The following is a 25,295-nucleotide window of genomic DNA, read 5'->3' as shown; positions in this document are numbered from 1 at the left end:
ATGTGCCATCACACCACACCCCGGTTCACTGCTTTGACCCGTCGTGCCCTTACGCTGCTTGCCGTTTTCGCCCTGGCCGGCTGCCAGACCCTCACGACCAACCCCGTACCAACGATCGACGCCAGCACCAGCACCGAACCGACGCTGTACCAGCAGCTGGGCGAGCGCGCCGGACTGGCGGAGATTGTTGAAGACCTGCTGTACCTGATCGTGGACGACGAGCGCATTAGCCACCAATTCAAGGGCATCAATGTGGCCCAGTTTCATCGCCACCTGACCGATCAGCTGTGCCAGCTCAGCGGCGGGCCCTGTACCTACAATGGCCGATCCATGCGCAAGGCCCACGCTGACATGGCGATCACCGAGACCCAGTTCAATGCCCTGGCGGAGAACCTGATCCTGGCAATGGAGCAGAACGGAATCAGCACCGGCGCGCAAAACCGGCTGCTGAAACGGCTGATTCCGATGCACCCCGACATTCGTAATCTGTAAGCCGCCCCCACAACCGGGTATGCTTGTCGCCCTTTATACACTGACTTCGGGAGACACTGATTTTGCTGGAAAATGTCGATCTGGGAAAACTGATCATCCGCCTGACCCTGGGCGGGCTCATGCTGTTCCATGGCATCGCCAAACTGCTTAACGGTATTGGTTTCATTGAGGGTGAGCTGGTTAGCCACGGCTTACCTGCGGTGCTGGCGTACGGCGTATTTATTGGCGAGTTACTGGCACCGCTGATGGTCATGCTGGGTTATCACACCCGCATTGGCGCGCTGCTGATCATCTTCAACATGCTGGTGGCAATTGCCCTGGTGCATGGTCACCAGCTGCTGTCACTGGGCAGCAACGGCGGCTGGGCACTGGAGCTGCAAGGTTTCTTCCTGTTTACCGCGGTTGCGGTCATTTTCCTTGGCCCGGGCCGCTACAAGCTGAAAAACTGAGTAGTGTCATTGATCGCCCGCGGACACCGTACGGAGTCCGCGGTAGGTCATCACCCGGTTCCGGCCAGCGCCCTTGGCACCATAGAGCGCGGCATCGGCACGCCGGATCAGCTCGCCCGGGGCCACATCCTGGGTCGGCACCACGGTGGCAACGCCAACACTGACACTGAGACTGACTGCCGCTTCCTGGGCGCCCGGATACACCGTGGCATTCTCTACTGCCTGCCTGAGGCGCTCCGCCACCTGCTCGGCACCCTCCGCCGGCGTCGCCGGTAACAACACCGCAAATTCCTCACCGCCGTAGCGCGACAGCAGATCCCCCGAACGCTGGATTTCATTGGCACAGATGGCGGCAACGGTAATCAGACAGTCGTCTCCTACCAGATGGCCATAGCGATCGTTCACCGACTTGAAGTAATCAATGTCCAGCAGTAGCAGGCTCAAGGGCAGTTCCTGGCGACCAATCCGGCACCACTCCTCCTTCAGGCACTTATCAAACTGGCGCCGGTTGGCGACCTGTGTCAGGCCATCGGTCAGGCTGATCGCTTCCAGCCGGCGGTTAGCCCGCTGCAGTTCGTCCGTGCGCTCCCGAACCCGCTCCTCCAGGGTCTGGTTGGCCTGACGCTGAATCCCTAGAGCCTGTTCCTGGGCCCGGAGTCGGCGCTGGCGCTCCAGGTTGATCCGGTAGGCCAGGGCAAACGACAGTAAGATGACCTCAATGGCGACGCCTATCTGGGGCCCGAATTCGGTCAGGAAAGTCGTCGGCAGGTAGCCCAGTTTGCTGACGGCCAGAATCAGATGGCCCAACAACAGCGGTGTCCAGGCCAGCACATAAATGCCCGCCAGTTTCTGGCCCCGGGACCAGACATAAATGCCTATGAGCCAGGCCGCTGGAGTCGCGATGGCAGCCAAGACCGCCACCAGGGTGATAGCCGACTGGTAAGCGCCAAGCGCGCCGATCAGGATGCTGATCCCGGCAGCCACCATCATGACCTGCAGGAACCGGCAACTGGCCTTGCTGTAACGCGCTACGGCCAGGAACTGGAGACTGAACATGAGCGCCGCGATCATGGTCAGACCGGTGAGCGGTATAGTGACATACCGGTTCAGTCCGGGCAGTTCCGGCCACAGCCACTGGAACAGAATACCCTTGAAATGCAGGTGCACCAGCCCTGACAGCACCACGGTCAGCACGTACCACAGGTAGGTGGGTTGCCGGATAATGGTGTACAGAAACAGGTTGTACAGCGCCAGCGCTATGATGATGCCCAGGAACATGGCCTGCCAGCCATAAGACAGTTGTTCACCGGCCAGGAACTCCACCGCCGATTCCACCTCCACCGGCACCTGCACGGCACCCTGAGTTTTCACCCGCAGGAAGGCGGTAACGGGTTCGGTTTTGGAAGGTACCGGGAAGACAAAATTACGATGATCAACCGGACGGTTGGAAAAGGGCCGGGCATCGCCGGTTTGGTAGCTGCGGATGACCTGGCCATTGAGTATCCAGAACAGGTCGACCTCATCGAGCAGCGGGTAGCTGATCTCCAGTACCTGGTTCTCCGATTTCGGCGCCACCACCACCTGAATCCAGTAGGTACTGTCGCTGAACCCCAGGTTCAGCCCCCTGCCGGCAGCAACCGATTGCCACTGATCAGGCTCCCGGGCCAGAACCTCATTGATATTCAACGGCTGGCCGGCATCCTGGAACCAGCGGATTGCAGCGGGATCAGCATGGACCTGGTTCATGCTCAACAGCGTGACCAGTACCAACCAAAACAGGGCAACAGGATTGGCGGTGTGCTTCATAGACAGGTTCCGGTTTTCGGGCCCGATGACATAAACTACACTGCGTGGGCCCTAAACAAGTTTCAGCGCGTCCGCTCAGGATGTGTTTTTAGTCTAGACCCTCGGGGCGATACCGTCCCGTATCCGATGTTCCAATCCGGTTTGTTTTCAACGAGGCAGCGCATGACCGACTCCCGACACACCATCCGACCCGGTCGCTACCGCCATTACAAGGGTAAGGACTACCAGGTCATCGACCTGGCCCGACACAGTGAGACCGAAGAATGGCTAGTGGTTTATCGCTGCCTGTACGGCGATCACAGCCTCTGGGTCCGGCCGCTGTCGATGTTTCGGGAAACCGTAGAACTGGCCGGTGAACAGGTGCCCCGGTTTTCCCGCATCGGTGACGACTGAACGCGCCATCGCGCTTTGACTGTAGCGATCATTTCCTGCACATTAGCCCGCTTTTCGTGAACCCGGTCCGCTAGACAGACCGGACAAACCTGTTATCCCTATTCGGAGTCTGCCATGAATGCCGTTGTTGCCGCGGTTGCGATCATGCTCGTCCTGAGTTTGAGCCGCATCCACGTTGTTGTTGCCCTGATCATTGGTGCCATTTCCGGCGGCCTGATTGCCGGCCTGTCCCTGGACGCCACCATTGAAGCCTTCAACAATGGCCTCGGCGGCGGCGCCACCGTAGCCCTGTCCTACGCCACTCTCGGGGCGTTCGCCGTCGCCATCGGCAAATCCGGCCTGGCCCACGCCCTGGCCGATCGTGCCCTGGCTCTGGTCGGTCGACAGGAAGACGGCGCTGCCGTTACCGGTATGCGGTTCCTGATCATTGGCCTGCTGCTGGCGGTGGCCATCTCGTCCCAGAACATCCTGCCCATCCACATTGCCTTTATCCCGTTGGTGGTGCCGCCACTGCTGTATGTAATGGCAAAACTGAACATGGACCGCCGCCTGGTGGCCTGCGTACTCACCTTCGGCTTGATCACCCCGTACATGTTCCTGCCGATTGGCTTTGGCGGCATCTACCTGAACGAGATCCTGGTCGCCAAGATCAACGCCAACGGCGTCGACGCCTCAGACCTGAACGTGATGAAAGCCATGGCACTACCGGCACTGGGCATGCTCTGCGGTCTGCTGATTGCGGTCTTCTTCAGCTACCGCGGTGGCCGGGACTACGACATGGAGGCACTGACCAAAGCCGAGCGCGTGGATGCCAGCTACAGCCCACGCACCCTGGTAATGGCGCTGGTTGCCATTGTGACCGCGTTCGTGGTGCAGCTCTGGCTCGGCTCCATGATCCTTGGCGCCCTGGCCGGTTTCGTGCTGTTCAACCTGTCCGGGGTAGTGCGCTGGAAAGAAGCCGATGACCTGTTCACCGAGGGCATGAAGATGCTGGCGATGATCGGGTTCATCATGATCGCCGCCTCCGGCTTTGCCGAAGTTATGCGCGAGACCGGCGAAATCGCCACCCTGGTGGACAGCTCCGTCGCCACCATTGGCGAGAACAAGGCCCTGGCGGCCCTGCTGATGCTGGTAGTCGGCCTGCTGATCACCATGGGCATTGGCTCGTCCTTCTCGACCATTCCCATTATCGCAGCCCTGTACGTGCCGCTGGCCCTGCAACTGGGCTTTAGCCCCCTGGCCATCGTCGCCCTGGTTGGCACCGCTGGCGCCCTGGGTGATGCCGGTTCTCCGGCCTCGGATTCCACCCTCGGCCCCACGGCTGGCTTGAACGTCGACGGCCAGCACAACCACATCTGGGACACCGTAGTGCCGACGTTCCTGCACTACAATCTGCCGCTGCTGGGCTTTGGCTGGTTGGCGGCTATGGTTCTCTGACCCTCAGGGAATGGCCTCAAAACGTAGCCTGCTGAATTGGCGGGCTGCGAGGGTGTGGGGGTACTGAAAGGTTTTTAAACGAGAAATATCTGGAGAGTCTGACGTGAGGGGGTAGGGGGATTTTTTACCGCCAGAAATGGATGTCTGAGCGCAGCGAGTTCCATTTCCAAGGGAAAAACATCCCCCTGCTCCCTCGCAGCCCCCAAACCAACCAGTCTTCGAGAACTAGACCTCAGTCATCATCCCCAGACTTAAAGAAAACCACCTGCTTCACCGTGTGGTCATCCTCATTCTTACGCGTATTCACCCGCGTCTCCAACTCAGGATTGGAGGACGGCTGCTCAGCGTCCGACACCGCGTCGGTAAAGCCGCAGGCCACACACTCTCGCACCTGATCGTCGTCATCGGTGGTGAACATCATGATCTTGTCCATCTCCGCGCAGCGGGGGCAGACAGCGCCGGCGATGAAGCGTTTTGGACTCGCCATAACTAAACTCCGGAAATAGGTAACCGACAGTCTTTACGACTGCCGGTACACATTGGCTCAGGCGGCTTCGTCCGTGATGCCGGATTGTTTCAACAGGGCATCCACCTGGGGTTCACGACCGCGGAAGGCCTTGAACAGTTCCATCGGCTCCTGGGAACCACCTTTCTCCAGGATGTTCTGAAGGAACGAGGTGCCAGTCTCCGCGTCAAAAATGCCCTTTTCCTCAAACAGCGAGAAGGCATCGGCCGCCAGCACTTCGGCCCACTTGTAGCTGTAGTAACCGGCCGCATAGCCGCCCGCGAAGATGTGCGAAAAGGAATTCGGGAAGCGATTGAATTCCGGAGCCTCGATCACGGCAATGTCTTCGCGCACCTTACGATGCATGTCCAGCGGGTTAGTGGGTGCTTCCTCGCTGAATTCCGCATGCAGGCGGAAATCGAACAGAGAGAACTCCAGCTGACGGACCATGCCCATGCCGGACTGGAAGTTCTTCGCCGCCAGCAGCTTCTGCAGCAGATCCTCAGGCAGCGGTTCACCGGTTTCGTGGTGCGAGGCAATCAGCGCCAGCGACTCCGGGTTCCAGCACCAGTTCTCCAGGAACTGGCTCGGCAGCTCAACCGCATCCCAGGCCACGCCATTGATGCCAGACACGTCCAGCACATCGACCTGGGTCAGCATGTGGTGCAGACCGTGGCCGAATTCGTGGAACAGGGTGGTGACCTCGTCGTGGGTCAGCAGCGACGGCTTGCCGTCCACCGGCGGCGTGAAGTTACAGGTCAGGAAGGCGACCGGCAACTGCAGCTGGCCGCGCAGGTTGCGCCAACGCACCCGGCAATCCGCCATCCAGGCACCGCCACGCTTGCCCTGACGGGCAAACAGGTCGAAGTAGAACCAGGCCAGCGGCTCGCCATTACGGCTGATGCAGTAGGCGGTGGCGTCTTCGTGCCAGGTTTCTACCTCTGGCTTGGCTTCAATCTGCACGTCGAACAGCTTTTCGGCGACCCGGAACAGCCCCGGCACCACCTTGTCGACCGGGAACCAGGGGCGCAGGGTTTCCGGGGAGATGTCGTAGCGCTGCTGGCGCAGTTTTTCGCTGTAGTAGCCAACATCCCAGGCCTGCAGGTCGTCGACACCGTACTCGTCGCGAGCGAAGGCCTTGAGCTCGGCAAACTCCTGCTCGGCCACCGGCTTGGACTTGGCCGCCAGCTGGTTCAGGAAATCCAGCACCTCGTCGGTGTTGCGAGCCATCTTGGTGGCCAGTGACCGCTCGGCGTAGTTATTGAAGCCCAGCAGCTTGGACAGGGAATGACGACGCTTCAGGATTTCCGCCATCAGCGGCGTGTTGTCCCAGGTGCCGGCATCCGGGCCCTGATCCGAGGCCCGGGTAACAAACGCCTCGTAGACTTCCCGACGCAGGTCGCGGTTGTCGCAGTAAGTCATCACCGGGAAGAAGCTGGGGAAATCCAGAGTAATCACATAACCATCCAGCTCTTTCTGCCGCGCCGCCTGCTTGGCGCCGTCGAGGGCGCTCTCCGGAACGCCGGCCAGCTCACTGGCATCGGTGATGTGTTTGTACCAGTTCTGGGTCGCGTCCAGCACGTTGTCGCTGAAGCGGTTGGATAGCTCCGCCAGTTCCCGTGACAGGGCAGCGTATTGCTGCTTCTGTTCCTCGGGCAGATCGACACCGCCCAGGTGAAAGTCACGCAGGGTGTTTTCCACCGACTTGCGCTGGGCTTCACTAAGATCCTTGAAATCGTCGCGTGCGGCCAGTTTCTTGTAGGCCTCGCACAGGGCGGAGTTCTGGCTCACCTCGGTGCTGTACTCGGTGAGCTTTTCGAGGCAATTCTTGTAGACCTTGCGTAGGTCATCAGAATTCTTCACCCCGTTCAGGTGCGAGATCACCGACCAGGCGTTGCTCAGGTGGTCGTCCAGCGCCTGCATCGGCTGCGCCAGGGTTTCCCAGGTCGGATCGTCCTGCTGCGCCAGGGCGGGGATTTTCATCCGGTTCTCACTGAGAATCTGATCAATGGCCGTTTCCATGTGCTCGATACGGACATGGTCAAACTTCGGCAGAAGATCTTGAGTCAGTAACGGGTTATTCATAGGTCCCCTTCTCAGCTATTCGTGGGTAAGGTAGTTTCAGATAACTCCAATGCTCGGGGAGTTTTCGGCACAGGGCTTTCCGAAACTGTGCGTAGCCATGGATGGCGGAGCTCAAGCGTCACATGGACGTGCTTGAGCGGGTTTCGGAAAGCCCTGTGCCGAAGACTCCAAACTCCGAAACAATGTTTTACCTGAAAGGTATATGTAATGACGAATGTACGTTCTCACAAGGGCAAAGCACCACAATTTGGTGAACGCAGCTGGATCGATCCCAGTGCCGTGGTGATTGGCGACGTCCAGACCGGCGACGATTGTTCAATCTGGCCGATGACCGTGGTGCGTGGCGACATGCACCAGATCCGCATCGGCGACCGTTGCAGCGTCCAGGATGGATCAGTGCTTCACATCACTCACGCCAGCGACTACAACCCCGGTGGCTACCCGCTGACCATCGGTGACGACGTCACCATCGGCCACAAAGCCCTGCTGCACGGATGCACCGTAGGTAACCGGGTACTGGTCGGCATGGGTTGCATCATTATGGACGGCGCCGTGGTGGAAGACGAGGTCATCGTGGCGGCCGGATGCCTGGTGCCTCCGGGCAAGACTCTGGAATCCGGTCACCTGTACGTCGGTTCACCCGCCAAGAAGGCACGTGCGTTGACTGACAAGGAGCGCGGATTCTTCACCTACACCGCCGGAAACTACGTTCGCCTCAAAGATGATTACCGGGCCGAGCAGGAAGACTGACCCAGATCAAAAAATAGACGGCAAGGTCCTTGAAAACGATTCTGGCGATCCTACATTCGCTAATAGCAGATGTTCACGGATAACCATCCGGCTGGCGCCACCGGTGTTGGGCAGTTCCGCGAGCGAAGCTGAGACAAAAAGTGCAGATTCGTAATCGTGAAGAGGAGGTATCGCCATGAGCAACCTTACCCGCTGGAATCCGGTCCGAGAATTCGACGACCTGATAAACCGTTACAACCGAATGTTCGGCTCGAATTGGGCCAGTGACCGTGAAGGCAAGGATCTGTTCAGCCGGAGTGACTGGGCACCGGCTGTGGATATCAAGGAGACAGCCGAAGCCTTCACCATCGATGCCGAGCTACCGGGCATGTCAAAAGACGACGTCAAGGTGACCGTGCACGACGGCGTGCTGACCATTGAGGGTGAACGCAAGCACGAAGAGGAAAGCACCGACAAGAAGCAGCATCGCGTCGAACGCTTCTACGGCAGCTTCATGCGCCGGTTTACCTTGCCGGAAAATGTCGATGAGAACAGCGTGAAAGCCAACTTCAAGGACGGGCTGTTAACCCTTACGCTGCTGAAGGCTGAACCGAAGGAGCCCAAGGCCATCGAGGTGGATGTCCAATAAGCTCAAGCGGACTCAGCTGGCGACGGCCGGGAACTCAGTTCCCGGCCGTCGCCGACCGTTTGGCACCGGCCTGTTCGAGGGCCTGGGCGTAATCAACACTGCGGCGATGCTCGGAAATCAGGTCGAGAATGGTTTCGCCCCGCTCATTCACTGCATTCAGATCCCGGCCAGCCTCGACAAAGAATCCGATAAAGCGCTCGAAGTCCCCGGCACGCATGGCCTGATAGGCTTTGAACAGGGCGTTGTAATCGGCATTCTTGCTGCTGTCATAGGGATCGAGGGCGAGAAAGCTCTTTACACGCTCATCGCTCCATTCCTCACCGATGACTTTTGGCTTGTCGGGTCCGCTCATAATCGCTCTCTCATTGCCGGGTTCGTTAGCGACTGGCTTCATTGCTATCGCGAGCCAGTCTCGGGCGAAACAGTATAAGGATCTGAAACCAAGTCAGTTATATAAATTCAGCATGAGAGTGTTCTCCCCGGCTATAAGAGTTTGACGCTTTTGGTCGCTTCCATGTCGTAATGATCCCACCCGCCCGCGTCAAACGCAGTCACATTGAAGCTATCAGCAACCCGCCGAAGGGGAGTTAGCCATGGCTGTCAAAATCGAACAAGCAATGCAGGACCATCCACAACAGCGCGCCGGCGCTGCACGGCAACCCGACACCGTCGACCAGACCGACCGCAAGGTTCCGATTAACCTGCGCCAGTCTGGACCAACGCCGGTGGAAATGCTCATTTCCACCCGGGTACGCAAGTCGCCGTACTGGCACCTTGCCTACGAGGCCGGTTGCTGGCGCGCCACCGTCTACAACCGGATGTACCACCCCCGCGGATACGTCCGGCCCGAGCAGGGCGGCGCCATGGTCGAGTACGATTCCCTGGTCAACGACGTGACCCTGTGGAATGTCGCCGTGGAACGTCAGATCCAGGTCAAAGGTCCGGATGCCGAACGTTTCGTGAATTACGTGATCACCCGCGACGCCACCAGAATCAAACCCATGCGGGGCAAATACGTCATCCTGTGCAACGAAGATGGCGGCATTCTCAACGATCCGGTCCTGTTGCGAGTCGCAGAGGACGAGTTCTGGTTCTCGCTGTCCGACAGTGACCTGGAACTGTGGCTGCGCGGTGTCAATATCGGCATGGGCTTCAACGTCAGCATTGCCGAGATCGATGTGGCTCCCGTGCAGATTCAGGGGCCGAAATCCGAAGCCCTGATGGTCGACCTGTTTGGCGAGAGCGTCCGCGAACTTCCCTTCTACGGCCTGATGGAGGGCCAGGTAGCGGGGCATGACGTGATCGTATCCCAGACCGGATTTACCGGCGAGAAGGGCTATGAAATCTACCTCAAGGACGCCACCAAACACGCCGAGGATCTCTGGTACACCGTGCTCGCAGCGGGTGTGCCCCACAACCTCCGGGTAATCGCCCCGGCGCACCATCGACGAATTGCCGCGGGCATTCTGTCCTGGGGCCAGGACGTGGACGCCGAGACGCTGCCATTCCAGTGCAATCTGGCCTACCAGGTGCCGCGCAACAAAGAAGCAGACTACATCGGCAAACAGCGGCTGGAGGAAGTCCGGGGGCAATTGGAGGCCGGGCGGCCACCGTTTACCCACACCATGGTGGGTATCCGGTTCGGCGGCGGCCAGGTCACCGATTATGCCAACGATTTCTGGCTAATCAGCAGACCGGACGGTGGTGCGGCCGAAGGTTATGTGACCTCGCCCTGGTATTCGCCGGAACTGGAAACCAACATTGCGCTGGCCTATGTGCCGTTCGACCAGCGCGCACTCGGCACACGTCTCTTGGTGCACCTGCCGGTGGAGTATGCCGGCGCAGATGGCTCTACAGAGGTCGAGGCCGAAGTCGTGGAGGTTCCTTTCCGCCCATCCGTCAACCCGAATGCCAGGGAGCGCGCCCGTGCCAAGGGCATCGATTTTGCCGACTGACAACCGGTGCCTGCAGGCGCTGGTGCGCTCGGCGTCGATTGAAGCGACGCCGCGCCAGATCCTGACGGCTGAGCATCTGCCAGAGCTGTTACCGGCAGGCACCCCGGTGTATGTGCCCTTCCTCCCGAGGGGGCAGTTCAGTGATAGCCTTGCGGCCTGCCGTCGGCTGTCGGAACTGGGTATGCAGCCGGTGCCGCACCTGCCGGCCCGGATGGTGGAGAGCCGAGGGCAACTGGACGACTGGCTGGCTCAGCTGCGCGAAAGTCAGGTTGACCGCTTACTGCTGATCGCCGGCGACCGCGATACGGTTGCCGGTCCTTTTCCGGATACCCTGGCGGTGCTTGAATCCGGCATGCTGTCCCGGTTCGGTTTTCAGGGTATCGGGTTCGCCGCCCATCCGGACGGCCATCCCAGGGTCGACCGCAGCTCATTGACCCGCGCCCTCGAACTCAAACAGGAATATGCCCGCACGAGTGGCATCCGCCTGTGGGTGGTCACCCAGTTTACCTTCGATGCCCAGATCATCATCGACTGGCTGCAGAAGCTGGGCACTCTCCTGCAAGAGGTGCCGGTTTACATCGGTCTGGCCGGCCCAACCCGGGTCCGTACCCTGCTGGCTTACGCCAGCCAATGTGGCCTTGGCACCTCGACCCTCGCACTGCTGCGCCAGCCCGGCAGCGCCCGATTACTCCGGGCCTGGCGGCCGGATGCCATGGTGCGATCCCTGGTGCAGTATTGTCAGGAAAATCCCGAAACGCTTCTGAAAGGCATACATCTATTCCCGTTCGGCGGTTTGCACCAGTCGGCGCAATGGATTCAAGACCACGGCCGGTCCCTGGAGGACCATAGGAGATAGGCCAATGGGTTCTCAATACAGTAAGCAGACCGCCAACACGCCGGCGCTGGACGGTCTTTCAATGGCGCCAGCGACGGACATTGAGATTGCCCGTTCGGTGCAACCCCAGTCGATCCTGCTCCTGGCTCAGCAGCGGTTCGGATTGCCCGCCGAAAGCCTGGTGCCCTTTGGCCACTACAAGGCCAAGCTGGATATGGCCTATGTCGACACCACCGATACCGCCTCCCGTGGCAAGCTGGTGCTGGTCACCGGAATGACACCGACCCCAGCGGGCGAAGGCAAAACCACCACGAGCGTGGGCCTGAACGACGGTCTCAATCGTCTGGGTGTGAGTTCGTCGGTCTGCCTGCGGGAGCCCTCACTCGGGCCCTGCTTTGGTATGAAAGGCGGTGCCGCTGGCGGTGGCTGGGCTCAGGTCATCCCGATGGAAGATATCAACCTGCACTTCAACGGCGACTTTCACGCCATCACCACCGCCCATAACCTGCTGGCCTCGCTGATCGACAACCACATCCACTGGGGTAACGAAGCAGGCCTGGACCCGCGACTGATCAGCTGGCGCCGTGTGCTGGATCTGACTGACCGTTCGCTGCGGAACCTTGTCTGCGGACTTGGCGGCAAGGCCAATGGGGTACCCCGTGAAACTGGTTTCGACATTACCGTGTCGTCCGAAATCATGGCCATTCTCTGTCTGGCAGAGGGCCACCTGGATCTGCGCCGGCGATTGGGCAACATGATCATTGGCCGGCGATCCGACCACACCCCGGTCACCGTCCGTGATCTTGGCATGGAAGGCGCGCTGTCGGTCATTCTGAAGGATGCCCTGCAGCCGAACCTTGTGCAGAGCCTCGAACACAACCCCGTGTTCATTCACGGTGGGCCGTTCGCCAACATCGCCCATGGCTGTAACTCGGTCAACGCAACCCGCGCGGCACTGGCCCTGAACGATGTCGTGGTGACTGAAGCGGGCTTTGGCGCGGATCTTGGTGCGGAAAAATTCATCGACATCAAGTGCCGCCATTCGGGCCTGCAGCCCGATGCCGCGGTTCTGGTGTGCACCGTCCGGGCCCTGAAATTTCAGGGCGGTGCATCCCGAAGCCGACTGTCAGCGCCGGATCTGGAAGCACTTCGCGCAGGCTCTGCGAATCTCGAACGCCACATCATGAACCTGCAGCAGTTCGGACTGACCCCCGTCGTCTGCATCAATCGGTTCCCCGGGGACACCACAGAGGAAATCACGCTGATACAGGCCATCTGCTGCGACCTGGGCGTGCGCGCTGTGCCGGCGGATCACTGGGCCTCCGGCGGCGATGGCGCCACAGAGCTGGCCCAGGCTGTAATCGATCAGCTTAAAGAGGAAGTACCCGCTGTGCGTTTTCTGTATGAAGACAACCTGCCGCTGGCGGAGAAGATTGAAACCATCGCCACCCGGATCTATCACGCCAGCCATGTCGAATTCACCGCGCAGGCCAGTCGACAGCTGCAGGAGTACGAGGCCCTCGGCTTCGGGTATCTGCCGGTCTGCATTGCCAAGACTCAATACAGCTTCTCGGTGGATCCCGGGTCATTGGGAGCGCCATCCGGCCATACGCTACCGGTCAGGGAAGTGCGACTGGCGGCCGGTGCCGGGTTTGTCGTGGCGGTCTGCGGCGACGTCATGACTATGCCGGGGCTGCCACGCCGACCTGCCGCCCTGGATATCCGGCTGGACGAGGATGGTCTGGTCGTCGGATTAACCTGAGCCGACGTGTTTTTCGCAGGTACCGTAGGTTGACTCGGTACTGGCGCGTCTGAGTGCCTCGCGCGAGGCCGATGGCAGCTGCGGTTCGTCGGTCAGCGCTTGACCGGCCGTGGCCGGAGCACAGATCTCCACACGCTCCTGTCTCGGTGCCCGGCCCATGGTTTTGCGATAGCAGCGGCTGAAATGCGTGGCCGATACGAAGCCGCACAGGGACGCAATCTCGACAATCGAGCAGGATGTCTGTTTCAGCAAGCGTCGGGCACGGTTGAGACGGACCCGGAGGTAGTAGCGTGAAGGGGTGCACCCGAGGTGTTTCAGAAACAGTCGTTCAAGCTGGCGCCGGGAGAATCCGGCCAGAGCGGCCAATTCACCAAGCTTGATCGGCTCCTCAATATTGGCCTCCATCAGCTGCGCAACCTCCGCAAGCCTGGGTTGCGAGCTGGCCAGTCTGGGCAGCATCGGCACCGGCTGGGCGTCAGACTCCTCACGAACCCGATCACAGACAAACATATGCGATACCGCGGTGCTCAATTCGCGACCATGACGGCGGGCCAGAAAACTCAGCATCATGTGCATGGGGACCGTGCCCCCGGTGCAGGTCATACGGTCCTGTTGCAGGGTGAACAGACGGTTGTTGGTCTGTACCCGCGGGAACTGTTCCTGTATCACTTCCAGGCATTCCCAGTGGGCACTACAGGAATACCCGTCGAGCAGCCCGGCGCTGGCCAGGACATAGGCCCCGGTGCACACGGCACCCAGCCGAACCTGCAGGCGCGCCTGCCGTCTCAGCCAGGCCACCTCGCCGGATGAAAAGCTGTGAAAAACGTCTATACCGGCCACGACAATAACCAGGTCGAACCGGTCATCGCCCCGCGTTCCCTCATCGGGCATTACCGCCAGGCCGTCACTGGCTCGTACCACTGCGCCGTCTACCGACAGCAGCTTCCAGGTGTAGAGTTCCGTGCCGGCTAGCTGGTTCGCCATGCGAAGCGGTTCCAGGGCCGTTGCGAGGGCAATCAGCGTGAAGTTATCGATCAGCAGAAAGCCGACCCGATAGGGTATCGGAGCATACCTGGGTGCAGATAAACCTGGATCACTGGACACAATAGATCCTCCTCACCCTAACACTAGTTGACTCTGTTTGATCGGACAACGTCGCCACGGTTCCATTACAGTCGCGTTCGCGGGTCAGGACTTCACCCGCTCATTGTCCGGATCGAACAATGCCCGATAGCCAACAGATTCCACTCGTATCGGATAATGCTCCTGGAAATACTCCAGAATCAGTTCCCGTCCCTCCTGGGAATACTCCTGGGGCAGATAACCCAGCAGGATATTCTTGCCCACCGACGGTCCCCAGACAATGCTGGTGTTGTAAGAGCGTCGCCCGTGGCTGTCCACCAGTACCTCACCGGTTTGGGGATCCAGAATCGGCCACTGTCCCACCGGGTAACGCAACACGCCCGCGGCGTCTCTATGCTCGGTCATGGTCATGGTGCAGAGATAAGCGGCCTGCCGGGGTAGTTCCCGCTGTTGCAGGTAGGCGTTCTTGCCAAAAAACTCCGCGTCCTTGACCTTGGGCCGGGCCAGTCCGGCTTCGTAGAGATTGTACTCCACCTCCAGATCGACGTTCTGCAGGCGCAAACTCTTCTCAAGCCGGCGGGTATTGGCGTAGGTTTCGATACCAACCGGGATCACGCCCGCCTCGAACAACAAGTCCCAGACCTTCAGGCCGTAACTGAATGGAAAATAAAGCTCCCAACCCTGTTCGCCGACGTAGGAAATCCGGAACGCCCATACCGGCACCCCCTGCAGCTCGAGTTCCCGGGCGGTGGCGAAAGGAAAGTTCTCATGGGACAACTCGTCCGGGTTACTGACCAGTGCGGCCAGGGTTGCCCGAGCCTTGGGGCCCCAAAGACCCAGAGTGGCCAGGCTGTCGGTGCGATCATCTATGCGAACATTGTTGAACCCGTGGGCCCGGGCCATACGCGTGATCCAGCAATAATCCCGGTGACCGGTGTCACCCCCGCAGACCACCCGGTAATCGTTATCGCCTCGCCGGATAATCGTCAGGTCAGAACGGACGCCACCTCGAGCATCCAGAAAGTGGGTGTACACACCTTTGCCGCTGGGCGTGCCTCCACCGACTTTGGCCACCGACAGGAATTCGAGCAACCCTTCGGCGTCCGCACCGGAGACATCAAAAATGGCGAAATGGGACAAGTTAACCATGCCCACCGATTCACTCATCGCTAGCTGTTCGGCGTTCGACACCTCCCAGAAATGGCGGGCATCCCATTCATTCTCCCGCACCGGGATACGATCGTGGAACTGCGGCAACAGCCTGGCTTCGTTGGCAGCGTATCCGTGGGCCCTCTCCCAGCCCGCAGCTTCCATGAAGTAGCCACCGAGCTCCACCTCTCTGGGGTAGAACGGGCTCGTGCGCATTCTGCGACCGGTCTCGTAGGGTTCGCGCGGGTGCACCGCCGGTGTATATATTTTCTTCGCGGTCTCAAAACAGCGGCCGTAGACATAGGCCGGGGTTTTCTGGAGCGGGTAATGACGCGCAATATCGACGCTGTGCGGATCCATTTCCGGACTGCCGTGGGTCATCCAGTCCGCCAGCACCTTGCCAGCGCCGGGGCCATCCTTGACCCAGACCGCCTCACAGAACCACAGGTTACGAACTTCCGGGGACTCGCCCATGAGTGAGCCGCCATCGGGGGTCACCGACAGCAATCCGTTAAACGAATGTTTCTCTTCCCACCCCAGCTCGCCCAGAATCGGCGTCATTTCGATGGCTTTTTCATAGGCGCTCATGACCTGATCCAGTGTCAGCTCGCGCATGGAGGGTGACATCCGGGCGTCACCGGGTTCAGCGATCGCGCCCGGATAAACCAGTCTCGGATTCTCGGCCTCGTAGTAACCCCATTCGATCCGGCCACCCTCGGTCGTGGTGGGATCGCCGGTGTCACGCACATACGCCGAGTTGCCCTGATCGCGGAACAGTGGATAGACAATCTGTTTGCCGGTGCCCGCCAATGCCTCATAGGGGCCGAAGAACAGTAACGGGTGCTCCAGCGGCATCAACGGCAGCGGTGCATTCGCCGTGTTGGCCATGAGCGGCCCCCAGATGCCCATGGCCAGAACCACATACTCGGTCTCGATATAGCCCTTGTCGGTCTCCACCCCACGCACCTGACCATCTTGCACATCAATGCGGGTGGCCGGCGTATACGGGAACACCCTCAGTTTTCCGGTTGCCACCGCCTCCTCGACCAGATCCCCGGCCACTTTCTGCGAGCGCGGAACAACCAGACCAGCATCCGGATCCCACATCGCACCCTGGATCTGACTTTCATCAAGCAGCGGGAACAGCTCCTTGGCCTGAGCCGGTGAAATCATGCTGACGTTGGTACCGAAGGCCTTGCCCGACCCAACTTTGCGACGCAGCTCGTCCATGCGCTCGTCGTCGTCCACCCGGGCCACCTCCATGCCGCCGCACTTCACATAATTGCCGCGTTGTTGGTAGAACGCCTGGCTGTATTTGGTGGTGTAAATGTTCAGTTTGTCGTGGGAGGTGGTAAAGCAGAAATCCGACGCGTGCGACGTGGAGCCGATGTCCGTGGGAATGGCCGATTTTTCCAGGCCTACGAGATCGTCCCAGCCTTGCTCGATCAAATGATGAGCGACCGACGACCCGACAATTCCACCCTGGCCGATAATAACGACTTTCGCGCGTTTCGGTAGCTGTGCCATCTCGGGCCCTCCTTTACTCAATCATGGCCGGTGCGTTCAGGCCATGGCCACCGCACTCTGATTCAATGTGGCCCTGATTAGCTCTCGAAGGTGAATCCAATACGACATTCAGCCGTCCAAAAACGGCACGATCTCCACGGAGGGTTGTTCGTTGGTTTTCGAGTCGGCGCACTCCGGGTCGCGAATAGCGATCTCGACCCGGCGGTTCAGGGCCCGATTTTCCGGCGAGTTATTCGGCGCCAGCGGGTTGGTCTCCGCCCGCCCGGCGGCCACCACCCGGTCTGCCGGTACCTGGCGGTTGAGCACCAGTTCGTGCACCACCGACACCGCCCGGGCCGCCGACAGATCCCAGTTGGAGCGGAAACGGTCGCTGGAGATCGGCCGATCATCGGTGAACCCGGAGACGAAGACATTACCGGAGCAGTCAGCCAGTACCCCAACTACCCGCTCGATGATCGGAATCATCTCCGGCTTGATATCCGCCGCCCCGGAACGAAAGGTCGCCTCTTCGGAGAACCGGATAACCACCTGTTGCTTGTCGTAGTTAATGCTCAGGGCATTCGAGGCAACTTCCGACTCCAGCTCGGTGATCAGCCGGCTGGCCAGGTCAATAACGCCGCCTGGAATCTTGGTGTCGGTCTCAGCCTCGGCGCGTTCGTCGATGAACTCCGGTTCCACCGGCTGACTGTCATTGGGCTCCGGCAGGGACACCGTGTCCGATTCGATCAGGGTGATCGGCGAGCCACCCACGTCCTGGCCCACCACGTTACTGGAACCCAGGGCCACGGCCATGGAATTAGCCATGGCCCGGTACTTATCCACATCCATCTCGGCAAACGACAGCAGCAGAATAAAGAACGTCAGCAGCAGCGTCGCCAGATCGGCGAAGGTAACGATCCAGGCCGGAGTGGAGTTCTTCAGGCGGCTGCGGTTCTTCTGCTGGACGACTTCCAAAATCTCAGGCCTCCCGCTCCGGCGCCAAAGCCGTGCGATGATCGGGGTGCACAAATGAGGACAGCATTTCGGTCATGACCCGCGGATTCTCACCCCGCATGATATTTTTGATCGAGGTGATGATCAGCATCTGATTACGGGTTTCGTCTTCCGCCTTTAATTGCAGTTTGTCCGCCAGGGGCAGGGCGATCAGCTGGGCAATGAAGGCGCCGTACAGGGTGGTCAGCAGGGCAATGGCCATGGCCGGACCAATGGAGGAGGGGTCATCGAGGGTATTGAGCATCTGCACCAGGCCGATCAGGGTGCCGAGCATGCCAATCGCCGGGGCCGATTCGCCAATGCCGCGAAACACCCGTTCCGCCACTTCGTAACGCTCGGATATCTGCTGGGCTTCCTGGGCCAGGGCCTCCTCAACCAGCTCCGGCGGGTGGCCATCAACGCACAGATTGATGGCCTTGCGCAGAAAGCCGTCGTCGGTATCGTGGTTCTCCAGCCCAAGAATACCTTCCTTGCGAACCACCAGAGCCAAGGCGCCAACCTCTCGCACGAGTGCCGCGGGCCGCGCCACCCGGTCGGTGAAAGCGGCGCTGAAGGCAAGGCGGAAGGCACTCATGATCGAGGGCATGCGGAACTTGATCAGGGTGACCGCGAAGGTGCCGCCGAGAACGATCGCCAAACCCGGCAAATTCAGAAAGGTCAGGAATGAGGCGTTGGCCAGCATGGCCATCGCCACGATCAATACACCGGCAACCAGCCCAACGAGGGTGAGTATGTCCATTGAAACCCCTTTAGGAAGATGACCTTGAGCCTAGCCCAAAACCCGGCCGCAGGCTCAGTCGTTTCGTAGCTGTTCAGTAACCGGAGCAGTTTCCGGCCGCACACCGCGCCAGAGCCGGAACGATTCGGCCGCCTGTTCCACCAGCATGCCCAGGCCATCGAACACCTGTCCGGCCCCGTTTTCCAGGGCCCACTGGTTAAACGTAGTAGTCTGCAAAGAGTACATCATGTCGTAGATGACCGTTTCGCGGCCGATCACAATTGGCGACAGTGGCGGCAGATCGCCCTGAAGGCTGGCGCTGGTGCCGTTAATAATCAGGTCATAGGGCTGGTCCGGCTGCTCGAAACCAACCGCGTTTATTGCCACGCCCGGAGCCGCCGGTGCGAACAACTGTGCCAGCGCCTCGGCCTTGGCCACGGTCCGGTTAGCGATGGTCACCGAGGCCGGTTGTTGCTCGAGTATCGGACCCAGCACGCCCCGGACCGCACCACCGGCGCCCAGCACCAGTACCCGAGCCCCGTTCAGGCCAATACCGTGATTGCTGGTCAGATCCCGAACCAGCCCGCAGCCATCGGTGTTGTCGGCAACCAAACGGCCCTGGTCATCCCGGTACAGGGTATTAACAGCACCGGCCTTTTCGGCCCGCTCGGTGCGGACCTCGGCCAACTGCCAGGCTTGCTCCTTGAACGGCACCGTTACGTTCAGGCCCTTGCCACCGCGCTGGAAAAACTCCCGGACCGTGCCAGCAAAATCCTCCAGCGGGGCCTGGATGGCGGTGTATTCAACCGCCTGGCCGGTCTGCAGCGCAAACAGGCTGTGTATTCTGGGCGACTTGCTGTGACTGATGGGGTGGCCGACAACGGCGTAAAGATCATTGTTCATGGTTGGACTCCAGCCAGTTGCGTCCGGTCAGGAAAAACTCGGTCAGCCGAGCTTCCTCAGAGCCCGGCTCCGGTACCCGGCTATAGTCCCAACGAACCAGTGGCGGCAGCGACATCAGGATGGACTCGGTGCGGCCCCCGGACTGCAAGCCAAACAAGGTACCCCGGTCATACACCAGGTTGAACTCGACGTAGCGGCCCCGGCGATAGAGCTGGAAGTCCCGCTCGCGCTCGGTATAGGGCTGCGCCATGCGGCGGCGGACAATGGGTTCGTAGGCGTCGATGTAACTGTTGCCCACCGACTGCATGAGCCCGAAGTCCTGGGCGAAATCTCCGGTGTTGTGGTCGTCGAAGAACAGACCGCCGATGCCCCGGGGTTCATCCCGGTGCTTGAGGTAGAAATAGTCGTCACACCAGTGTTTGAAGTGGTGGTAGAGACCATCCCCGAACGGCTGACAGGCTGCCCGCGCAGTCTGGTGCCAGTGCACGCAGTCGTCCTCGAAACCGTAATAGGGGGTGAGATCGTAACCGCCGCCAAACCAGTACACTGGCTCGGCATCCGGAGGCGTCGCCATGAAAAACCGCACGTTAGCGTGGGACGTCGGCACGTAGGGGTTGTTCGGGTGAATCACCAGAGACACACCCATGGCTTGCCAGGGCGCCCCGGCCAGGTGCGGGCGATGGGCGGTGGCGGACCCCGGCATGGTTTCCCCCATCACGTGGGAGAAGTTCACGCCGCCTTTTTCGAAAACTTTCCCATCGGTGATGACCCGGCTGACGCCGCCGCCACCCTCGGGCCGGTCCCAGGCATCACGGACAAAGGTAGCCTCGTCCTCGAACGCCTCCAGACGGCTGCAGATTTGCTCCTGCAGACCCAGCAGGTAATGTTTGACGGCGTTGATGTCCGGACTTTGTGACATGGATTCTCCTAGCGAAGCTGCTGACCACTGACAATATCAATAATCCGGCTGGGCTGGCGATTGCCCCCCAGGGCTCCGGGCACAATCCCGTCCAGCTGGTCGCCAAAGTAGCGGCGAACCTGCCAGGAATACCGGGCTGGCTGGCGGCCGGCGGGGTTGCAGGAGGTCGAAACCAGGGGACGGCCCGCCTTTTCGCACAGGGCACGCACCACCGGATGATCGCTGACCCGTACCGCGATGGTGCTGTGGCGGCCGCGCACCCACTCGGGCACCTGTTCGTGCACATCGGGCAGCAAGCAGGTGACTGGCCCTGGCCAGTGCTGCTCGGCTTTGCGCTGCATGTCTGCGGGCAGGGCATCAAGCAGGAACCGGACCTGTTGCACCGACGCGGCAACCAGGATCATGCCCTTGTCCATCGGCCGCTGCTTCAGGTCCAGAATGCGTTCCACCGCCTCCTCGTCCCAGGGATCACAACCCAGGCCCCAGACCGCTTCGGTGGGGTAGGCGATGACACCACCGCCAGCAAGGGTCCGATAGGCGCACTGTAACTGCCAGTCACTGAGGGGGTTGGGTGCCGTCATGTTGATCTTCGTCAGCTGAAATCGAAAGTGATTCTGGCACTGGGTTCAGGCAATGCGCAGGAAGCCGCCCGGAGCCGAGCCCACCAGCCCCTGCAACTCCAGTAGCAGCAGGGCCTGCATGAGCTGATCGGCGGGCAGACCCGTCGCTGAACTCAGTGCATCGGTTGACTGCGGATCATACCCTAAAGCCTCAAACACCGCGATTTCCCGACTGGCCAGACCGGCACCCGGTTTTGCTTCAGGCACGGCCGTGGTCAGGACATCGCTCGGGCTGCTGTCCCCGCTGCACTCACCCTGAAACGACCACCAGGTACCCAGTTCCTCCAGGATGTCATCGACGGTTTCCACCAACCGGGCGCCCTGCTTGATCAAGTGATGGCAGCCACGGGCAACCGGACTGTGTACTGAACCGGGGATCGCGAACACTTCCCGACCCTGCTCCAGCGCCAATCGAGCGGTGATCAACGAGCCGCTTTTCAAACCCGCCTCGACCACCAGGATGCCCCGGCTCAGGCCACTGATGATGCGGTTACGCTGGGGAAAATGGGCAGCCCGGGCCGGAGTTCCGGGCGGGTACTCCGACACCATCAGGCCGTGATTAATCACTCGCGCTGCCAGCCGTCGATGCTGGCTCGGGTAGACCCGGTCGAGGCCACAGCCGATCACCGCCACGGTGGGCGCGCCGGCATCCAGCGCCCCGGCGTGGGCCGCGCCATCAACCCCCAGCGCCAAACCGCTGGTGATCACCAGATTGCGGCGGCTGAGTTCCGCGGCAAAGGTGCGGGCATGATCCAGCCCGGCCCGGGTGGCATGGCGGCTGCCAACCACGCCGATCTGGTCCTGGCCAAGCAGGCTCGGCTCGCCCTGGGTGTAGAGCACCAGCGGCGCGTCGTGGATATGGCGCAGGGGGTCAGGAAACAACGGGTCGGACCAGGCAATCACGCCAATGCCCAGGCGTTCGCAGTCCTGGCGGATGGTCATTACTTTCGCAACTATCGGGTGCTGGCGATCACCGCTCTGCCAGGCCTGGATCGCGGCAGTGGTTTCCACAGGCAGGCCGAGGGCCTTCAGGGTCGCAGGGTTCAGGGCCAGTACGTCGGTGAGATTGGGGTAAGCAGTGCTGAGGTCACGGCGCAGAGGCCGGCCGAACTTGGGCAAGCAGCTCAGCAGCAGCCATTCGGCCGTGTTGCAGCCGGACGCACCCGAAGCCCGGGTGTCAGGGAAGGGTTGATCGGTCACTTTGTCATCCTTGTAAACGAAAAAAGCCGGGCCATCCTGGCCCGGCCGTATTCTTTAACCCCAGTGTTTCAGGGGTTGGTTACCTTGTCACCCACCGACAGCGGGCGGGTAGCCTGCAGCACCAGGCCGTAACTCATCTTCTCGTAGGCCTGGAAGATCATCATCAGACCGGCACGCTCGGATGGCAGTTCAATGGTTTCCCCGGTGACCGGGTCCCGAACCATGTTGCCACTCTTCAGAACCGACATGACATTGCCCGGCTCCAGACCATCACGCTCACCACGGTTGATGGTGACCACGTCGAACTGTCCGATCTGGCTGACACCGCCATCCACGGCGATCATCTGGCCATCCACGTCCTGATCCGGCGCGCTGGGTACGAAACTGGTGGAGATCGGGCGATTAACGCTGGTCAGCAGACGGTCGCCAATGCGGATTTCCTGATTGGACTTGGTCAGGCGCAGAGTCAGCACGTCGCCGTTTTCGGCGGTAACGTTACCCGCACCAATGCTGCGTGCTTCCAGGCCCAGGAATTCCCCAGACTCCGGATCTACAAATTCCTTGGTGCGACGGAAGATCCCGACCTTGTCGGCAGGCTTGTCGCCACGGGCATAAACACGATCGCCGGCACCGGTAATGATGCGGCCGTCTTCGCCTTCCAGCACGTAGGGTGCGCCGTTCAGTTCGGCCGGGCTCACGATACGGGTGTCGGTCAGGAAGCTGCTGATGGCGTCAAGCGGAATGGCCGGGATCGGCGTATCAATGGCTTCGGAGCGAATCTGCGGTGACAGTTTGACAACATCGCTGGAGGCGACCTTGGTTACCCGCGGTTTGCCATCGATGTACACCAGGGCCAAGCGATCACCCGGGTAAATCAGGTGCGGGTTCTTGACCTGAGGATTAACGTGCCAGATCTCGGGCCAGTACCAGGGGTTGTTCAGAAATCGGCCTGAAATATCCCACAGCGTATCACCCTTCACGACAGTGTAGCGCTCGGGATGATCGGACCTCAGCTCCGGTGCAGCGTGGGCCCAGGAGGTGAACAGCAGCGTAAATGCTGCCAGAGCGTACAGCAGTTTCCTCATTGTGTAAGTCCTTGATCGCGTGCCTTGAGTCTTTGCATTCTGTTGGGATGCAGCCTGTTGCTTGCAGCTTATTACGTTGTTATTCCTGATACTATAGAAGAAGTCCCGGAATTTGTGATGTTATCTTTTGTTCTTCCAGTAAATTCTACCCGGACATTGAAAGATTTTAGCTATTAACTGATCAGTTTGTAATCAATCGACGAATTATTGGATAATAGCAGTATCGCGTTAGCGCGGCCGGCAACCGTTGAATCCTGCGGTTGCATCCCGATTATATTAGGTAACGGGTGATTTTTTACGCAGTACGCTGTCGCATTTTAGCGATCAGTTGCACTTGCTTTCAGAAAGTTACACACCCGAATCTGCGACGACTACGTAGACTAGGTAAGAGGACTACGTAGACCAGGTAAAAGGGACAGTAGCGCCAACACTGAACACAGTCAGACAGGTTTAAACACGAGCGACATGATACTAGATATTCTCGAATACCCGGATCCCCGCCTGCGCACCATTGCCAAGCCGGTGGACGAGGTCACAGACGACATCCGTACGCTGATCGACGACATGTTCGAGACCATGTACGATGCGCCCGGCATAGGCCTGGCGGCGACTCAGGTCAACGTGCACAAGCAGATCATCGTGATGGATCTGTCCGAAGACAAGAGCGAGCCCCGGGTGTTCATCAACCCGTCGGTTGAAGTGCTTGATGGCGACCTTGAGGACATGCAGGAAGGCTGCCTGTCGGTACCCGGCTTCTACGAAGACGTCAGCCGTATCGAACACGTCATAATCCGAGCCACCGACCGGGACGGCAAGCCCTACGAACTCGAAGCGCGGGGTCTGCTGGCGGTCTGCATCCAGCATGAGATGGACCACCTGAACGGCAAGCTGTTCGTCGATTATCTCAGTTCCCTGAAGCGCAACCGGATTCGCAAGAAGCTGGAAAAACTGCATAAACAGAGCGCCTGACTGGCAAACGGTTCGCCGTTCTTGCAGGACTACAGACCTCGGACCGGGTTACGACCCGGTCTTTTCGTATTCAACGAGACAGAGACTTCAGCACCGTGCGACTTGTTTTTGCCGGCACCCCCGATTTTGCTGCCACCGCCCTGAAAGCCTTGCTGGGCACCCATCACACCGTTGTCGGCGTTTATTCCCAGCCGGACCGCCCCGCCGGTCGTGGCCGCAAGCTGATGCCCAGCCCGGTCAAACAGGTGGCCCTGGACGCCGACGTCCCGGTGTTCCAGCCGGAGAACCTGAAGTCCGAGGCAGCTCAACAAGAGCTGGCCGACCTCAAGCCGGACGTGATGATTGTGGCCGCCTATGGCCTGATCCTGCCTAAAGCAGTGCTCGACATTCCCACCCACGGCTGCCTTAACATTCATGCCTCTCTGCTGCCGCGCTGGCGCGGTGCCGCGCCGATCCATCGCGCCCTGGCCGCCGGCGATCGGGAAACCGGCATTACCATCATGCAGATGGACGCAGGCCTGGATACCGGTGCCATGCTGCTGAAAACGATGACCGCCATCGATGCCAGCGATACCGGCGGCAGCTTGCACGACCGCCTGGCCGACCAGGGGGGAGAGGCCATTGTCGAAGCCCTGCGACTGCTGGAGAAGGGCGAATTGACCGGTGAAGCCCAGAATGACGACTTTGCCTGCTACGCCCACAAACTGGTGAAAGACGAAGGCCACATCGACTGGACCCGAAATGCCGCTGACATTGAACGCCTGGTTCGCGCCTTCAATCCCTGGCCCGGCACCTACACCGATCTGGATACCCAGCGCATCCGCATCCACGCCGCCACCGTGCTGGACGAAGACAGCCAGCAGCCGGCGGGTACGGTACTGCGCCGGGAGCGTGAAGGCATCGACGTTGCCTGTGGTAACGGCACCCTGCGGATTTCACGGGTGCAGCTGCCAGGCTCAAGGGCCCAGAGCGTGAACGACCTGATTAACGGCGGCAAACAGCTGCTGTTGCCCGGCCAGGAGCTGCACTGAC

24 protein-coding genes are annotated in these 25,295 nt (G+C 60.2%); 11 read left to right on the top strand and 13 right to left on the bottom strand.

Annotated features, from left to right (window positions below):
• Both QUE89_RS00255 and QUE89_RS00250 read left to right on the top strand, forming a co-directional pair.
• Complete coding sequence (locus QUE89_RS00255) at nucleotides 1-492, top strand: group I truncated hemoglobin (RefSeq protein ID WP_286221314.1); 492 nt, start codon at nucleotides 1-3, stop codon at nucleotides 490-492.
• Between the two features lie 62 nt (nucleotides 493-554).
• Nucleotides 555-941 carry a DoxX family protein gene (locus tag QUE89_RS00250; RefSeq protein ID WP_286221313.1) on the top strand — a complete coding sequence of 129 codons (387 nt, stop codon included), beginning with the start codon at nucleotides 555-557 and terminating at the stop codon, nucleotides 939-941.
• Between the two features lie 6 nt (nucleotides 942-947).
• Here the strand turns inward: QUE89_RS00250 and QUE89_RS00245 are convergent, their stop codons facing one another.
• Nucleotides 948-2,747, bottom strand: coding sequence for a sensor domain-containing diguanylate cyclase (locus QUE89_RS00245; protein WP_286221312.1), 1,800 nt, complete (start codon nucleotides 2,745-2,747; stop codon nucleotides 948-950).
• 162 nt (nucleotides 2,748-2,909) lie between these two features.
• Here QUE89_RS00245 and QUE89_RS00240 point away from each other — a divergent pair, with 162 nt between their 5' ends.
• The gene (locus QUE89_RS00240; RefSeq protein WP_203299142.1) at nucleotides 2,910-3,140 is read left to right on the top strand and encodes a DUF1653 domain-containing protein; all 231 of its coding nucleotides are present in this window, start codon (nucleotides 2,910-2,912) and stop codon (nucleotides 3,138-3,140) included.
• Nucleotides 3,141-3,254: 114 nt separating this feature from the next.
• Nucleotides 3,255-4,577: a Na+/H+ antiporter family protein gene (locus QUE89_RS00235; RefSeq protein ID WP_286221311.1), complete on the top strand. Its 1,323-nt coding sequence runs from the start codon at nucleotides 3,255-3,257 to the stop codon at nucleotides 4,575-4,577.
• Nucleotides 4,578-4,809: 232 nt separating this feature from the next.
• Here the strand turns inward: QUE89_RS00235 and QUE89_RS00230 are convergent, their stop codons facing one another.
• Entirely contained in the window at nucleotides 4,810-5,064 is a 255-nt protein-coding gene (locus QUE89_RS00230) for a YheV family putative zinc ribbon protein (RefSeq protein ID WP_286221310.1), read from the bottom strand.
• A gap of 57 nt (nucleotides 5,065-5,121) precedes the next feature.
• Nucleotides 5,122-7,167 carry an oligopeptidase A gene (gene prlC, locus QUE89_RS00225; RefSeq protein ID WP_286221309.1) on the bottom strand — a complete coding sequence of 682 codons (2,046 nt, stop codon included), beginning with the start codon at nucleotides 7,165-7,167 and terminating at the stop codon, nucleotides 5,122-5,124.
• Nucleotides 7,168-7,374: 207 nt separating this feature from the next.
• Between prlC and QUE89_RS00220 the strand changes: the two genes are divergently transcribed.
• A complete protein-coding gene (locus QUE89_RS00220) occupies nucleotides 7,375-7,917 on the top strand; it encodes a gamma carbonic anhydrase family protein (protein ID WP_286221308.1) in 543 nt (180 codons plus the stop codon).
• 175 nt (nucleotides 7,918-8,092) lie between these two features.
• Nucleotides 8,093-8,545 carry an Hsp20/alpha crystallin family protein gene (locus QUE89_RS00215; RefSeq protein ID WP_286221307.1) on the top strand — a complete coding sequence of 151 codons (453 nt, stop codon included), beginning with the start codon at nucleotides 8,093-8,095 and terminating at the stop codon, nucleotides 8,543-8,545.
• Between the two features lie 34 nt (nucleotides 8,546-8,579).
• Here QUE89_RS00215 and QUE89_RS00210 read toward each other — a convergent pair whose 3' ends face one another.
• Nucleotides 8,580-8,897, bottom strand: a complete 318-nt coding sequence (locus QUE89_RS00210; protein WP_286221306.1) for a PA4642 family protein — start codon at nucleotides 8,895-8,897, stop codon at nucleotides 8,580-8,582.
• Nucleotides 8,898-9,138: 241 nt separating this feature from the next.
• On the opposite strand from QUE89_RS00210, the gene QUE89_RS00205 reads away from it, so the two are divergent.
• Genes QUE89_RS00205 through QUE89_RS00195 form a run of 3 tightly spaced genes read left to right on the top strand, consistent with a single transcriptional unit; the run spans nucleotide 9,139 to nucleotide 13,097 of the window.
• The gene (locus QUE89_RS00205) at nucleotides 9,139-10,500 is read left to right on the top strand and encodes a glycine cleavage T C-terminal barrel domain-containing protein (protein WP_286221305.1); all 1,362 of its coding nucleotides are present in this window, start codon (nucleotides 9,139-9,141) and stop codon (nucleotides 10,498-10,500) included.
• The gene (locus tag QUE89_RS00200) at nucleotides 10,472-11,356 is read left to right on the top strand and encodes a methylenetetrahydrofolate reductase (protein WP_286221304.1); all 885 of its coding nucleotides are present in this window, start codon (nucleotides 10,472-10,474) and stop codon (nucleotides 11,354-11,356) included. Before QUE89_RS00205 ends, QUE89_RS00200 begins: the two co-directional genes overlap by 29 nt.
• Before the next feature lie 4 nt (nucleotides 11,357-11,360).
• The gene (locus tag QUE89_RS00195; protein ID WP_286221303.1) at nucleotides 11,361-13,097 is read left to right on the top strand and encodes a formate--tetrahydrofolate ligase; all 1,737 of its coding nucleotides are present in this window, start codon (nucleotides 11,361-11,363) and stop codon (nucleotides 13,095-13,097) included.
• Here QUE89_RS00195 and gbdR read toward each other — a convergent pair.
• The 9 genes from gbdR to QUE89_RS00150 all read right to left on the bottom strand — a co-directional run bounded on the left by gbdR (nucleotide 13,089) and on the right by QUE89_RS00150 (nucleotide 23,294).
• The gene (gbdR, locus tag QUE89_RS00190) at nucleotides 13,089-14,201 is read right to left on the bottom strand and encodes a choline metabolism transcriptional regulator GbdR (protein ID WP_286221302.1); all 1,113 of its coding nucleotides are present in this window, start codon (nucleotides 14,199-14,201) and stop codon (nucleotides 13,089-13,091) included. The genes QUE89_RS00195 and gbdR overlap by 9 nt on opposite strands.
• Before the next feature lie 84 nt (nucleotides 14,202-14,285).
• Nucleotides 14,286-16,856, bottom strand: coding sequence for a GcvT family protein (locus QUE89_RS00185; protein ID WP_286221301.1), 2,571 nt, complete (start codon nucleotides 16,854-16,856; stop codon nucleotides 14,286-14,288).
• A 108-nt stretch (nucleotides 16,857-16,964) separates the two neighbouring features.
• Nucleotides 16,965-17,810: a flagellar motor protein MotB gene (locus QUE89_RS00180; protein ID WP_286221300.1), complete on the bottom strand. Its 846-nt coding sequence runs from the start codon at nucleotides 17,808-17,810 to the stop codon at nucleotides 16,965-16,967.
• Between the two features lie 4 nt (nucleotides 17,811-17,814).
• Entirely contained in the window at nucleotides 17,815-18,588 is a 774-nt protein-coding gene (locus QUE89_RS00175; protein WP_286221299.1) for a motility protein A, read from the bottom strand.
• Between the two features lie 54 nt (nucleotides 18,589-18,642).
• Nucleotides 18,643-19,470, bottom strand: a complete 828-nt coding sequence (gene aroE / locus QUE89_RS00170) for a shikimate dehydrogenase (protein WP_286221298.1) — start codon at nucleotides 19,468-19,470, stop codon at nucleotides 18,643-18,645.
• Nucleotides 19,460-20,389 (bottom strand): oxygen-dependent coproporphyrinogen oxidase, encoded by a 930-nt coding sequence (gene hemF / locus QUE89_RS00165; RefSeq protein WP_286221297.1) that lies wholly within the window; start codon nucleotides 20,387-20,389, stop codon nucleotides 19,460-19,462. Before hemF ends, aroE begins: the two co-directional genes overlap by 11 nt.
• A gap of 8 nt (nucleotides 20,390-20,397) precedes the next feature.
• On the bottom strand, nucleotides 20,398-20,970 hold the full coding sequence (gene tsaC / locus QUE89_RS00160; protein ID WP_286221296.1) for an L-threonylcarbamoyladenylate synthase type 1 TsaC: 573 nt from the start codon (nucleotides 20,968-20,970) through the stop codon (nucleotides 20,398-20,400).
• Nucleotides 20,971-21,015: 45 nt separating this feature from the next.
• Complete coding sequence (gene dprA, locus QUE89_RS00155) at nucleotides 21,016-22,209, bottom strand: DNA-processing protein DprA (protein ID WP_286221295.1); 1,194 nt, start codon at nucleotides 22,207-22,209, stop codon at nucleotides 21,016-21,018.
• 68 nt (nucleotides 22,210-22,277) lie between these two features.
• The gene (locus QUE89_RS00150) at nucleotides 22,278-23,294 is read right to left on the bottom strand and encodes a LysM peptidoglycan-binding domain-containing protein (protein ID WP_286221294.1); all 1,017 of its coding nucleotides are present in this window, start codon (nucleotides 23,292-23,294) and stop codon (nucleotides 22,278-22,280) included.
• A gap of 465 nt (nucleotides 23,295-23,759) precedes the next feature.
• Here QUE89_RS00150 and def point away from each other — a divergent pair, with 465 nt between their 5' ends.
• Nucleotides 23,760-24,263 (top strand): peptide deformylase, encoded by a 504-nt coding sequence (gene def / locus QUE89_RS00145; RefSeq protein ID WP_286221293.1) that lies wholly within the window; start codon nucleotides 23,760-23,762, stop codon nucleotides 24,261-24,263.
• Between the two features lie 95 nt (nucleotides 24,264-24,358).
• Complete coding sequence (gene fmt, locus QUE89_RS00140) at nucleotides 24,359-25,294, top strand: methionyl-tRNA formyltransferase (protein ID WP_286221292.1); 936 nt, start codon at nucleotides 24,359-24,361, stop codon at nucleotides 25,292-25,294.
• The last annotated feature ends 1 nt before the right edge of the window (nucleotide 25,295 follow it).

It is taken from the genome of Marinobacter sp. LA51, assembly GCF_030297175.1.
GTDB lineage: Bacteria > Pseudomonadota > Gammaproteobacteria > Pseudomonadales > Oleiphilaceae > Marinobacter > Marinobacter apostichopi.
This window is presented reverse-complemented; position numbering and strand designations above follow the sequence as displayed.